Raw genomic sequence first — 12,286 nt, 5'->3', positions numbered from 1 at the left:
CTCACGCCTCCGTCACGGGGTCGGCGGCAACCGTCGCGACGCGGCGACCGCTGTGGAGTCCGAGGTAGACGTCACGGACCTCGTCGTCGGCGCGCAGGCTCTCCGCGGAGCCCTCCTTCGCGACCCGGCCCGTCTCCAGGACGTAGCCGTGGTGGGCGACGGAGAGGGCCATCATGGCGTTCTGCTCCACCAGCAGGATCGACGTGCCCTGCCGGTTGATGTCGACGATGACGTCGCGGATGTCCTCGACGACCTTCGGGGCCAGGCCCAGGCTGGGCTCGTCGAGCAGCAGCACCCTCGGCGCGGACATCAGCGCCCGGCCCATGGCGAGCATCTGCTGCTCGCCCCCGGACAGGTAGCCGGCCTTCTGGTCCAGCCGGTCCCGCAGCCGCGGGAACCGGTCGAGGATCGACCCGAACACCTCGTCGCCCGGTTTGCGGGAACCCCGGCGCCGGTAGCCGCCGATGCGCAGGTTCTCCTCGACGGTGAGGTCCACGAACACCTGGCGGCCCTCCAGCGCCTGGGCCAGGCCGGCGCTGACCCGCTGGGAGGCGGATGCCCGGGTGACGTCCCTGCCGAACAGCGACACCGAGCCACGGGTGACAGCGCCACGATGGATACCGAGCAGCCCGGAGACGGCCCGCATCAGCGTCGACTTGCCGGCGCCGTTGGGGCCGAGCAGGCTGACGATCTGCCCGGCGGGAACCCGCAAACTGACGTCGCGCAACACCGTGGTGACCCCGCCGTAGCCGACGGTGACGCCGCGTACCTCCAGGGCGGGGGTGGCAGGTTCAGGCGACATGGCCGGCTCCGCTCAGTTCCGCAATGGCTGGCTCGGGGGTCGGCGGCGGGGCTGCCGGTGGGCGTACGACGAACCGCTTGGCGCGCACCCACAGGGCGTGCAGGCCGTCGGGCTCGAAGAGCAGCACCAGGACGATCGCGAAGCCGTAGAGGAACTCCGACAGCAGCGGCACCGAGATCCCGCCGTCGGTGCTGGAGGTCTCGGCGATGAACGGCAGGAAGCCGGCCAGCGCGTGCACCACCTGGGGCATCGAGGTCACGAAGAACGCCCCGGCGACGGCGCCGAACGTCGTGCCCAGGCCCCCGATGACCACCATCGCGATGTACTCGATGGAGAGCATCAGGCCCCACTGGGTCGGCACGATGTAGGACTGGAAGGAGGCCAGCAGGGCGCCCGCGATGCCGGTGAACGTCGCCGAGACGACGAAGGCGGTGACCTTGGTGCGCCGCACCGGCACACCGGCGACCCCGGCGGCCAGGTCACGGTCGCGCACCGCCATGAACGCCCGGCCCATCCGACTGCGCTGGATGTTCAGGCTGGCCAGCAGCGCGACCCCCAGGGCCGCGAGGGCGAAGTACCACCAGGCCTGCTCACCGGTGAGGTGCAGCCCGCCGATCTCGACACCGCGCAGCAGGTCCTCGCCGTCGAACAGGACGGCGGGCGCGGGTCGGCCGTTGACGCCCCCGGTCAGCTCACCCCAGACCTGCCAGACGTACTGGAGGATGAAGACCAGGGCCAGCGTGGCGACGGCGAGGTAGAGACCCCGGATGCGGGCCGCGACCGGGCCGAGGACGGCGCCGGCGAGGCCGGCGACCAGCCCACTGGCCGGCAGCCAGACCCAGATCGGCAGCTCCTGGTCGACGCCCAGCCAGCACGCGGTGTAGGCGCCGATCGCCAGGAACGCGGCATGGCCGAGCGAGATCTGCCCGGCCAGGCCGGACAGCACGTGCATGCCGAGCGCCGCGATGGCGGCGATGAAGGCGTACACGCCGATCGTCTGCCAGCGGGGGCCGACCAACAGCGGCAGCACCAGCAGCAGGGCGGTGACGGCGAGGGTGCCGACCTTCGCGGAGGTGCCGGGGCGCAGCGAGAGCTCGCGGCGGTAGCGGGCCTCCGAGGTGGGGGACGACATCTAGACTCTCTCCACTTCGCGGCTGCCGAACAGCCCGTAGGGGCGGACGACCAGGACGGCGAACATCACGATGTACGGCAGCACCTCGTGCAGCTTCCCGCCGCCGAAGTCGGCCAGGTAGCCGGCGCCGAGCACCTGGATGAGCCCCACCACCAGGCCACCGACGATGGCGCCGAGGAGCGAGTCGAACCCGCCGATCACGATCGCCGGCAGCGCGGCGAGCGCGACCATGCCCATGGCCGGGGAGACCTGCCGCGGGAACGCGCCCAGGAAGACGCCGGCGACGACGGCGAGGACCGCGGCGATGCCCCACGACAGCGCGAACATCCGGCGGACGTCGATGCCCTGGGCCAGGGCCGCCTCCTGGTGGCTGGCGGTGGCGCGCAGCGCGAGGCCGTACCGGGTGCGCTGGTAGAAGTACGCCAACCCGACGAGCACGACGCCCGAGACGACGATCGTCGCGATGGCGCTGGTGGGGAGCACCACGTCGCCCCACCGGACGGTGCCGCGCCCGACCGGGTCGGCCGAGCCCTGCTCGTTGACGCCCCACACCATGACGACGACCGATCGCATCATGATCGACAGACCCAGCGTGGCCAGCACGACCGTGGTCAGTGACCTGCCAACCATGCGCCGCAGCAACAGGCTCTCCACCAGCAGCGCCACCAGCACCATCCCGCCCACGGCGATCACCACGGCCAGCGCGTAGGGCACCACGCCGGCCGCGGCGATCACCAGGTAGGCGCCACCCATGACGAACTCGCCGTGCGCGAAGTTGAACGACCGGGAGCCCTTGAACACGATCACGAAACCCAGGGCGATGAGTCCGTACACCATTCCCAGGGCCACGCCCTGGAACAGCAGTTGCAGCAACAGGCTCATGGGGCCTCTCTCATCCGGTGTGTCCGTCGGCGCGGGCTGCCCGCCCGGGAACGGGACCTACTTGCCGAGCGACCAGGTCGTGGCCGGCTGGCTGGCGGCCCAGTCGGTGATCGGCGTCAGGCCACCGGTCTTCGGGTCGATCCGGTTCACCCGGGACTCGCGGGAGACCGGGGACCGGCCGTCGCCCATGTTGAGCTTCGGCCCGACGCCCTCGAGGTCGACCTCGAGGTTCTCCATCGCGGCGACGACACCCTCGGGGGTGAGGTCCTTGTTCGCGCAGGCCTTCGCCAGGGCCGCGCCGGTGACCGCGCCGGTGACCCAGCCGGTGACCATCATGTTGTCGGGGGTCTCGTCGGCGGCGTACTTCGCCAGCGCCTCCTCGAGCTTCTTCACGCCCGCGGTGTCCTCGCCGAGGGCGGCGACGCTGTTGACCACGCGGTAGCGCTCGGTGAGGCCGCCGAGCGGCTTGGCGAGCGAGGCGGCCCAGGTGCCGCCCTGCCCGATCCACGTCGGCTCGTACCCGAACTGGGCGGCCTGACCGACCAGGCCGGCGGTCTGCTTGGGCGTGGTGTTGAGGAAGACGGCCTCGGCGCCGGCGTTCCTGAGCTTGTTCACCTGTGCGGTGAAGTCCTCGTCGGTGTTGGTGTACGTGGCGGAGGCGACCAGTTCGACGTTGGGCAGGCTGGCCACCGCGTACCTGGCCGCGGCGTGGAACTCCTCGCCGTAGGCGTCGGCCGGGTTGACCACGCCGAGCTTGAGCTTCGCGCCGGAGGCCGGCACGTTCTGCGCGGCCCAGACGATGCCGTTGATGTTCTCGATCTGGTACGGCGGGAGGAACAGGAAGATGTCCTCCAGCGTCATCATCGAGCCGGTCTGGGTCGCGGGCAGGGTCATGACGTTGTCCCGGGCGATGTCGGCCTTGATCGCGTTGATCGAGGCGGCGCCGAGCAACTGGGTGATGGCGACGACGTCGTCGGACACCGCGCGGTAGGCCTGGACCGTCACCTTCGGGTCGTACTTGGTGTCCTCCCGCACGGCGACGACCTTGCGTCCGCAGATGCCGCCCGCGGCGTTCACCGTGTCGAAGTAGACCTCGGCGCCGACCGCGGCGGCGTTGCCGAGCGCGGCGATCGGCCCGGAGAAGTCGTTGAGCAGCGCCACCCTGATCTCGCTGTCGGTGACCCCGTTGCCCTGCTTGACCCCGTCGGCGGCGGTCTCGCCCTTCGCCGCGCCGCTACCACAACCGGCCAGCAGCGCAACCGCTGTCAGGCCGACTAGCGCCTTCTTCACCATCGCGACAGCTCCTAGCTCCACACGCCGAGCCCCGGCGGGACCCACAGGTACGCGGGCCTCCATGAAATGCGAGCTTGACCACACTGTCAAGTGAATCGTATGCAATATTAAAGGATATCCCTCGCATATAGCCCTCTTTTCGGCGACCAGGACCGGGATTTGTATGCGGGATGGGGTGACCGGTGTGCCCGCGCGACGTCCGGTCCAGCCGGGGAACCCCACCGTCAAGAGCGCGCAACGCGCCGGACATCTCGGTCCGTGACGCTGTGGGGCTGGGGGGCGCACGGCCGAGACGGGCGCGACGGCCTGCCGGGCGGTGGGGTCCGGACCTCGCCTGCCGCACGGGCAATCGGCGCCCGCTGACGCGCCGGGACAGGTCCGCCCCGGCCGCTGACAATCGGGCCGGTGCCGTGCGGCTACGGTCCGGTTGGGGCGGACCTGTCCTGGCGCTCGGGGACGGCGGCACCGGTCAGCGCGCCGCGCGTGAACGTGGCGGGGCCGTGACGGCGGCCCCTTCCGGTCAGCCCGTCAGCTTGGCCGTCAGCTCACGGACCACATCGACGAGCAGGTCGATGTCGCCCTCGGTGGTGCGCCAGTTGACGATCGCCGGCCGCAGCGCCACCCGCCCGTCGTACAGGGTGGTGCCGGCGTAGACCCGGCCGTCCGCCAGCAGCGCGGCGCCCAGCCGCCGGTTGAGGTCGTCGAGGGCCTCCCCGGGCATGCCGGGCGGGTTGGCGCGGAAGCAGACGATGTTCAGCGACACGTCGGCGAGCCGCTGAAGCTCCGGCGCCTCGTCGACCAGACCGGCCAGCCGCTGCGCCAGGTCGAGGTGCCGCTCCACCATCGCCCGGTGCCCGTCCCGGCCGTACGCGGCCAGGGTCGCCCAGATCGGCAGCGACCGGGCCCGGCGCGACGACTCCGGCCCGAGCAGCGCGTAGTCCGGCCCGCCGGACGGTGACGGCAGCGCGCTGTGCTCCCCCGGCAGGTACGCCGCGCCGGGCATGCCGAACGCCGCCGGCAGCCGCGCCGGGTCCTTCAGGAACGCGAACCCGCTCTCGTAGGGCACGTTGAGCCACTTGTGGCCGTCGCCGGCGATCGAGTCGGCCCGCTCGATCCCGTCCACCAGGTGACGGGTGCGCGGGGACAGGGCGGCGAAGATGCCGAACGCGCCGTCGACGTGCAGCCAGGCGCCGTGCCGCTCGGCGATGTCGGCCAGCTCCGCCACCGGGTCGAAGTCACCGGCGTTCACCTCACCCGCGCTGGCGATCAGCACCGCCGGGGCGTCGATCTCGGCGAGCCGGCGCTCCAGCGCGACGAGGTCGACCCGGCCCACGCCGTCGCGGGCGAGCACCTCGACCGAGTCCCGCCCGTGCCCGAGCAGTTGCAGGGCCTTGCGGTCGCTGGCGTGCACGTACCCGCCGGAGAGCACCGGCATCCGGGGCAGCCCGGCCAGCCCCCGCGCCGCCACGTCCACCCCGTGCCGTTCGGCCCACCAGTGGGTGGCCGCGGCGAGCCCGGTGACGTTGGCGAAGGTGGCGCTGGCGACCAGCGCACCGCCGAACCGCTCCGGCAGGCCGAACAGCTCCCGCAGCCAGGTCAGCGCGATCGTCTCCGTCTCGGCGGCGAGCGGGGACGAGGCGCGGAACGCGGCGTTCTGGTCCAGCAGCGCGGCGGTCCAGTCGCCGGCCAGCGCCGCCGGGGTCACCCCGCCGATGATGAAGTGGAAGAACCGTGGCCCGGCCGAGTGCGTGGCGGCGGCCGTGCCGACCCGCAGCAGCCGGCGCACCGCGGCGGCGGCGCCCTCGCCCCGCTCCGGCAGCTCGCCGTCGCCGGCCGGCCACCACAGCTCGCGCAGCAGCGGCTCGGTGCCCGGGTCGTGCACCAGCCGGTCCGGCAGGGACGACAGGTAGGGGGCGGCGGCTTCGTACACCTGGCGCAGCACGGCGTCGGCGTCGCCGTCGCGCAGCGGATCGGTCACGGTGGTGGCCTCCTCACCGGTCGTCGCCGGGCCGGTCGGCGGCCGGCGCGGGCCGCGCACCTCGGGTGGCCCCACCCTGTCACCCGGCACCGGCGGCCGCGCCGGCCAATTCCGGTGCGGTGGCCCGTCCCGACGCCGAACCGGCTGCCCCGGTCGGCGCTGCGCCGGCACTGGTTCAGGTAGACCAGCAGCTCGATCCGGTGCGCGCTGGCGGTCACCACTTGCCGGTGCCGGACGGGCCGAGCAGCAACGATGTCTCTCCGGCGGGCAGCGTCAGGCTGATGCCGGACCAGACCGGCTGACCTCCGAAGGACTTCGTCAGCCCCTGTACCGTCACCTCGACGCCCACGGTTGCCTCCCGTGACTGCCTACTGGGGACATCGCCGCGACCGACCCGACCGCAGCAACTACTTTCCGACGGGCGTCGGGCACGGAACGTGCGCTAGGCAAACGGGGCCGGGCTCGATAGCGTGCCCGTAATCGGCTGGTAACGAAGGTGTTCCGCGACGCGATGACGACAACGATCGAGCCCGAGCTCGTCCGCCGGGCCGCCGAGGGCGACCGGGCAGCCGTCGCGACGTTGCTCAGCGACGTCCGTCCGGGGTTGGTGCGTTACTGCCGCGCGCGGCTGGGCCGGATCGGTGGCGCGTACGTGACCGCCGACGACGTCGCCCAGGAGATCTGCCTCGCGGTGCTGCGGGCGCTGCCCCGCTACCGGGAGCAGGGCATGCCCTTCGCGGCGTTCGTCTACGCCATCGCGGGGCACAAGGTGGCCGACGCACAGCGCGCGGCCGTACGGGCCGCCTCCGTCACGGTGACCGACACGCCTCTCGACCGGCCCGCCGCGGAGCCCGGGCCGGAGCAGCAGGCCGTGGCCACCGACCTCGCCCGCCGACTGTCAGTGCTGCTCGACCGCCTGCCCGACGTGCAGCGGGAGATCGTCGTCCTCCGGGTGGCGGTCGGCCTCTCCGCCGAGGAGGTCGGCACCGTCGTCGGCATGTCCGCCGCCGCCGTCCGAGTGACCCAGTCGAGGGCCCTCGCCCGCCTCCGTACCCTGGCAGGCGACACACTCGACGAGGTGGCGGCATGAGCGAGCAGACCCGCGACGGCGGCGAGGAGCTGGACCTGGCGACGATCGCCCGGGACGACGAGCTGCTCGACGCGCTCGGTCGCGGCGGGCCGGGACCGGCGCGCGACGACCTCGCCGCGATGCTGGCCGTCTGGCGGGACGAGCTCGTCGACGGCCACCACGCCCTCAGGCCCGCCACGGAACCCGTGCCGATGAGGAAGGCCCGGCCGGCGCCGCTCGGCCGGGGGGTGCTGCGTCTCGCCGCCGGCGTCATCGCGGTCGCCGCCATCTCCACCGGGCTCGGAGTGGGCAGCAGGCACGCCGGGCCGAGCAGCCCCCTGTGGTCCCTGACCAGGGTGCTCTATCCGGAACAGGCGGACGTACGGCTCGTCGAACACACCATCCAGCGCGCCCGCACCGCCGCCACCGCAGGTCGGCTAGACGAGGCCCGGGCACTGCTCGCGGAGGCGCGGACGGAGCTCACCGCGATCGACGACCCGGCCGCCGCCCGCCGGCTGGCCGCGGAACTCGACCTCCTGCAACACTCGCTGCTCGATCCGGTGGCGACGCCCGGCGCACCGTCGACGGGCGCCTCGCCCCCGCCGCCCTCGGATGGCGCGGGGCCGGCGACGCCCGCCAGGCCCGCCCCGTCGCAGCCCGAGAAACCCACGCCCGACGGATCCCCCACCCCCGGCCTCGTCGTCCCTTTGCCGGGGTCGCCCACGCTGCGGCCGGACCCGGGTCCGCCCGCGCGCCCGCCCCTGCCCAAGCCGCCTCTCCCCAACGGCCGCATCCTGGGCTAGGTGCCGGGCCGAGCGGCGGTCGCGGTCGCTCGCCCCGCGCCGGCTGCATCATTGTCGGGGCAGCGGCCGGGATGGCGGGCTCCGGTCAGCGCGCACATTGACGTCGATCTCCCGAAACAGCAAGGGAAGCGACCCGGTTCTCGCTGTGTGATTCGTCATACCGGAACGCTGTTACGAATCGCGGCGCCGTGCCGACAACAACATGGGAGCGCCCTCGTTCGACGGCGGCCCTCGATCACTGCGCACTACCGAGGATGGGGGATCCCGTTGTTGCCTGACCCGCACCCTGACCCCGCCCCCCGGCTGCCCGGCCTGTTCCGGGCGGTGGTCGGCGCGATCGACGAGGCCGACTGGGACTGCAGCGTGTCGTCCGAGGGTCCGTTCCGGGTGGGGGACGTGCAGCGGGAGGTGGTCCAGGTTTCGGCGTGGAGCCACACGGGTGATCGACTGTGGGCGGTCTTCGTCGCCGACGCGCCGCCCGGCCGGCCGCGTCCGCCGTTCGCGCCGCTGCACGCGCTGGTGGGGCACGGGGAGGCGGCTGCCACCGCCTCGGTGACCGACGCACTGGCCTTCGTCCGCGGGCATCCCCGCTCCGGACACCCCGAGCCCGCGCCCGATCGGCCGCGCCGGCCGCAAGTCCCCGACGGACGGTCCTGCTCGGCGGCCAGGCCGACGCGGCGGCGCTCCTCGCCCGGTCCGCGGACCGGGGGCAGCACCTGCGCGAGGTGATCGACACCGCCGCCGAGACGCCGCACGGCCTGCCGTTGTAACGCCAGGGGCCGCCGACCGCGCTCACCTATTGACGAGCTGGTCAGATCTTGATCGACTCCGGTCGGGGAGGAACGATCCGAGGCAGCACGGAAAGACCACGGACAGACCGCACGCCCGTGCGGGTCACCGGTGGCGCAGGTCGGGCGACCGGAGGGACACATGCAGGGTGAGCTGCAGCGCATCGTCGACGCCCTCGCCGCCCACGTCGGGCGTCCGGCGTTGATCGAGGACCGGCGTCAGCGCCTGGTCGCCTACAGCGAACACACCGGGTTGATGGACGACGTCCGCAAGGCGTCGATCCTGCGCCGGCAGACCACGCCCGAGGTGATGGCCTGGTTCCGCGACGTCGGCATCCTGGAGGCCCGGGAGCCGGTGCGCACGCCGCCGTCGGCGGAACTCGACCTCCTGCCCCGGGTCTGCGTGCCCGTCCGGCACCACGACCTGCTCCTGGGCTTCGTGTGGTTCATCGACCCGGACGGCACCATGACGGGCGCGGACATCGAGGCCACCGGGCTGGTGAGCGAGCTGTCGCTGGCGCTCTACCGGGAGAACCTGCTCGGGGAGCTGGCCTCCCGACGCGAGACGGAGGCGGCGCGCACGCTGCTGTCCGACAGCGAGACGACCCGTGACCGGTCGGTGCGGGCGCTGCGGGAGGCCGGGCTCATCGTCGGGGACGGGCCGGCGACCGCCCTCGTCGCGCAGCTCGTCACGCCCGGCGGCCAGGCACCCGACGAGACGGCCCGCATCGCGCTGGAGCAGGCGCTGGTCAGCACCCGGCGCTGGATCGGCACCCGGGAGGCGCTGCACGTGGTGCGCGACGACCACGGCGTGCTGCTGCTCTGCGGCGACCGGGGGGCCGGCCGCCCCTCCCCCGAGGTCGCCGCCAAACTCCTGGACGACAACCTCCAGCAGGCGATCCGTGGGCTCGCCTCGGTCGAGCGCACCGTCGTCGGCGTCGGGCAGGCGCGCCCGGGCCTGGCCGACGCCGTCGGATCGTACGCGGAGGCACTGCAGTCCGCCCGGGTGGGCGTCCGGCTGCCCGCCCTGGGCCGCGTGGTCTCCTGGTCCGGCCTGGGCATCTACCGGGTGCTGTCGCGGCTGGACGACCGGCACCTCGACATCGCCGACGTGCACCCGGGGCTGGAGCGGCTGCTCCGCGAGCAGGCGAACCCCGTGCTGCTCGACACCCTGGAACGCTATCTGGACCTGGCCGGCAACGCCCACGCCACCGCCGAGCAGCTGCGGCTGCACCGCACCACGCTCTACTACCGGCTGCAGCGGATCGAGGAACTCGCCGAGACCGACCTGAAGGACGGCAACGAGCGACTCTGCCTGCACCTGGCGCTGAAGCTGGGCCGACTCACCGGCCACTACCGGCCGGAGGGCTGAGGCCGCCCGGCGGGCGCCGAGGCCGAGCTGGGGCCAGGCGGAGGGCTGAGGCCAGGCGGAGGGCTGAGGCCCGCCGGAGGGATGAGGCCGAGCGGCGAGCGGCCCGCCGGGACGCGGACCGGTGGCGACGGGCGGGACGGAACGCCCGGCGCACCGCGCGTCCCGTCCCCGGGCCTCCTACAGGCCGGCCCGCACCGCCGCCGGCCGGCCGCCGACGACGGGCAACTCGATCCGGCTGCGGTCGAAGTGCACGGTGATGTCGGCGCGGTTCTGCTTCGCCCGGCTGCTGTAGCCCGAGTACGAGCCGAGCAGGACCACGCCGATCTGGTGACCGGTGTCGAAGACGTAGTCCTCGGGGAGCAGCCGCACGTCGACGGCATTCCTGGCACCGGGCACCAGCGGTGTCGACACGGTCGGCGAGGCCAGGTTGAGGCCGTCGAGGATGCCCTTGGTGACCAGTTCCTGCGGGTTGCTGGCCACGGTCTTCTCCGTCTGCCGGTAGCAGGCCTCCTCCGCGTGCCCGCCCCAGGTGGCCTCGCCGCCCCAGCAGTCCTCCCCGGCCAGCGTACGGATGCCGTCGCCGGAGGTGCTGAACCTCGGCCGCGTCCCGTAGTCGACGAGCAGGCCGGCCAAGCTGGTGTCCGTGCCGTCGACCGACGCGTTGATCTTCACCACGGGCGAGCCGGAGACGTGCAGCGGCGCCCGCAGCGGCTCGGACAGGAACACCAGCCGGTTCTCCGTGTTCGCCAGCGGATCCGACGGGTGCCGGATGGCGTTGGTCTGGCTCATCGAGGGCGTGTCCTGGAACGTTGCCGAGGCGTTGCCGGGGTGCGGACCCACCGACAGGCCCCCGGCCGCGCCGTCGACACCGGGCCGCAGGAACACCTGGGTCGGGTGGGCGCCCGGCAGCGGCCAGGTGGGGTGGGACTCCCAGACGTCCGGTGCGCGTTCGACGTCGACCGCGGGCTCGGCCATGATGCCGTTGTCGATGCCGTGCAGCCAGTAGTCGAACCACCGGTGCAGCGTGTCCACCCACTTCGCCCGGCGGAAGTCGAACGGGTCGACGTGGCCGGTGCCGGTCAGCCAGAGCTTGCGGGGGACGTCGTGCGCCGCGAGGGCGTTCCACCAGGTGCTGAAGTGGTCCGGCCGGACGTTGTTGTCGTTGAGGCCGTGCACGACGAAGACGCTGGCGCGCACCTGGCCGGCGTGCGGGACGTAGTCCCGCTCGGCCCAGAAGTCGTTGTAGTCGCCGGTGACGTCGTCGACGCCGTCGCCGAGCCGGTCCCGCACCGGCGCGCAGTGCGCCCTGCGGTCGGGGTCGGTGACGGTGTTGGCGAGGCTGCCCGAGTAGTTGTTGGCCCGGGTGACCAGGCCGTTGCTGCGCGAGTAGTCGTACCAGCTGGAGATGGCCGAGATCGGCACGATGGTGGCCAGCCCGTCCACCCCGCCGGCGGCGGCCGCGTTGGCCAGCGTGCCGTCGTACGACTTGCCGATCATTCCGGTCCGGCCGTTGTGCCAGTCGGCGACGACGGCGCGGCCGGCGGCGTCCCGGCCGGGGCGGCGGCCGTTGAGCCAGTCGATCGCCGTCGGCGCGCTGACGTTGTCGGCGCGGCCGCCGGTGACCGGGCAGCCGGTCGAGTTGTTGGTGCCGATCATGTCGAGCAGCACCACCGCGTACCCGCGCGGGACGAAGTAGTTGTCGTAGTACAGCGGCCAGCGGTCGTTGAGGCCGTCGCCGTCGAGGTCGGCCTTGCACTCCCCCTCGTTGCCCCGGCACACCGTCGAGTAGTAGGGGCTGGCGTCCATCACCACCGGCACGCGCAGCCCGTCGTCGCCGACCCGGGGCCGGATGATGTCCATCGCGACGACGTCGCGCGCGCCGTCCGCGTCGGTGTCGACGTCGGAGGTGACGAAGACCCGCTCGCGGATCGCGTCGCCGTAGCCGAACACCGGCTGGGTGACCCCGCCCTCGACGACCGGCCCGAGGCTCTCCGCGGCGGGCCGCGCCGTCGCGGTGGCCGCCGGCAGGCCGACGGCCACGGTCGCCACGACCACCACCGCCGCCCGCCACCAGGTTCTCGTGGTTCGCATCGCGCTCCTCCCGTTCCGGCACCCGCCGTCGGCCCGCCGCGCTCCGGCGGGAGGACCAGGAGGTCGCCGGGCCAAC

General features: G+C 73.2%; 11 protein-coding genes. 4 read left to right on the top strand and 7 right to left on the bottom strand.

Annotation, left to right across the window (positions count from 1 at the left end; all coding sequences use genetic code 11):
- Position 1: 1 nt before the first annotated feature.
- The 6 genes from AB0G14_RS12735 to AB0G14_RS12710 all read right to left on the bottom strand — a co-directional run bounded on the left by AB0G14_RS12735 (position 2) and on the right by AB0G14_RS12710 (position 6,436).
- Positions 2–802 carry an ABC transporter ATP-binding protein gene (locus tag AB0G14_RS12735; protein WP_357696669.1) on the bottom strand — a complete coding sequence of 267 codons (801 nt, stop codon included), beginning with the start codon at positions 800–802 and terminating at the stop codon, positions 2–4.
- Positions 792–1,934: a branched-chain amino acid ABC transporter permease gene (locus tag AB0G14_RS12730; protein ID WP_357696667.1), complete on the bottom strand. Its 1,143-nt coding sequence runs from the start codon at positions 1,932–1,934 to the stop codon at positions 792–794. The genes AB0G14_RS12735 and AB0G14_RS12730 overlap by 11 nt, the downstream gene beginning before the upstream one ends.
- Positions 1,935–2,816, bottom strand: a complete 882-nt coding sequence (locus AB0G14_RS12725; protein ID WP_357696665.1) for a branched-chain amino acid ABC transporter permease — start codon at positions 2,814–2,816, stop codon at positions 1,935–1,937.
- A gap of 57 nt (positions 2,817–2,873) precedes the next feature.
- Positions 2,874–4,109, bottom strand: coding sequence for an ABC transporter substrate-binding protein (locus AB0G14_RS12720; RefSeq protein ID WP_357696663.1), 1,236 nt, complete (start codon positions 4,107–4,109; stop codon positions 2,874–2,876).
- A gap of 520 nt (positions 4,110–4,629) precedes the next feature.
- Positions 4,630–6,162: a pyridoxal-dependent decarboxylase gene (locus AB0G14_RS12715; protein ID WP_357696661.1), complete on the bottom strand. Its 1,533-nt coding sequence runs from the start codon at positions 6,160–6,162 to the stop codon at positions 4,630–4,632.
- 139 nt (positions 6,163–6,301) lie between these two features.
- A complete protein-coding gene (locus AB0G14_RS12710; protein ID WP_357696659.1) occupies positions 6,302–6,436 on the bottom strand; it encodes a hypothetical protein in 135 nt (44 codons plus the stop codon).
- A 162-nt stretch (positions 6,437–6,598) separates the two neighbouring features.
- Here AB0G14_RS12710 and shbA point away from each other — a divergent pair, with 162 nt between their 5' ends.
- The 4 genes from shbA to AB0G14_RS12690 all read left to right on the top strand — a co-directional run bounded on the left by shbA (position 6,599) and on the right by AB0G14_RS12690 (position 10,119).
- The gene (gene shbA, locus AB0G14_RS12705; RefSeq protein WP_357696657.1) at positions 6,599–7,177 is read left to right on the top strand and encodes an RNA polymerase sigma factor ShbA; all 579 of its coding nucleotides are present in this window, start codon (positions 6,599–6,601) and stop codon (positions 7,175–7,177) included.
- Positions 7,174–7,959, top strand: coding sequence for an anti-sigma-D factor RsdA (locus AB0G14_RS12700; RefSeq protein ID WP_357696655.1), 786 nt, complete (start codon positions 7,174–7,176; stop codon positions 7,957–7,959). Before shbA ends, AB0G14_RS12700 begins: the two co-directional genes overlap by 4 nt.
- A gap of 270 nt (positions 7,960–8,229) precedes the next feature.
- On the top strand, positions 8,230–8,688 hold the full coding sequence (locus AB0G14_RS12695; protein ID WP_357696653.1) for a hypothetical protein: 459 nt from the start codon (positions 8,230–8,232) through the stop codon (positions 8,686–8,688).
- Between the two features lie 201 nt (positions 8,689–8,889).
- On the top strand, positions 8,890–10,119 hold the full coding sequence (locus AB0G14_RS12690; RefSeq protein ID WP_357696651.1) for a helix-turn-helix domain-containing protein: 1,230 nt from the start codon (positions 8,890–8,892) through the stop codon (positions 10,117–10,119).
- Positions 10,120–10,296: 177 nt separating this feature from the next.
- Here AB0G14_RS12690 and AB0G14_RS12685 read toward each other — a convergent pair whose 3' ends face one another.
- Positions 10,297–12,210, bottom strand: coding sequence for a Xaa-Pro dipeptidyl-peptidase (locus tag AB0G14_RS12685; RefSeq protein WP_357696649.1), 1,914 nt, complete (start codon positions 12,208–12,210; stop codon positions 10,297–10,299).
- Positions 12,211–12,286: the final 76 nt, after the last annotated feature.

This window comes from Micromonospora sp. NPDC023814, from assembly GCF_040639595.1.
Classification (GTDB): domain Bacteria; phylum Actinomycetota; class Actinomycetes; order Mycobacteriales; family Micromonosporaceae; genus Micromonospora.
This window is presented reverse-complemented; position numbering and strand designations above follow the sequence as displayed.

Excerpts from the sequence above, each read along its gene's own strand:
- AB0G14_RS12735 (WP_357696669.1), bottom strand. The coding sequence starts at position 802 with ATGTCGCCTGAACCTGCCACCCCCGCCCTGGAGGTACGCGGCGTCACC.
- AB0G14_RS12730 (WP_357696667.1), bottom strand. The coding sequence starts at position 1,934 with ATGTCGTCCCCCACCTCGGAGGCCCGCTACCGCCGCGAGCTCTCGCTG.
- AB0G14_RS12725 (WP_357696665.1), bottom strand. The coding sequence starts at position 2,816 with ATGAGCCTGTTGCTGCAACTGCTGTTCCAGGGCGTGGCCCTGGGAATG.
- AB0G14_RS12720 (WP_357696663.1), bottom strand. The coding sequence starts at position 4,109 with ATGGTGAAGAAGGCGCTAGTCGGCCTGACAGCGGTTGCGCTGCTGGCC.
- shbA (WP_357696657.1), top strand. The coding sequence starts at position 6,599 with ATGACGACAACGATCGAGCCCGAGCTCGTCCGCCGGGCCGCCGAGGGC.
- AB0G14_RS12700 (WP_357696655.1), top strand. The coding sequence starts at position 7,174 with ATGAGCGAGCAGACCCGCGACGGCGGCGAGGAGCTGGACCTGGCGACG.
- AB0G14_RS12690 (WP_357696651.1), top strand. The coding sequence starts at position 8,890 with ATGCAGGGTGAGCTGCAGCGCATCGTCGACGCCCTCGCCGCCCACGTC.
- AB0G14_RS12685 (WP_357696649.1), bottom strand. The coding sequence starts at position 12,210 with ATGCGAACCACGAGAACCTGGTGGCGGGCGGCGGTGGTGGTCGTGGCG.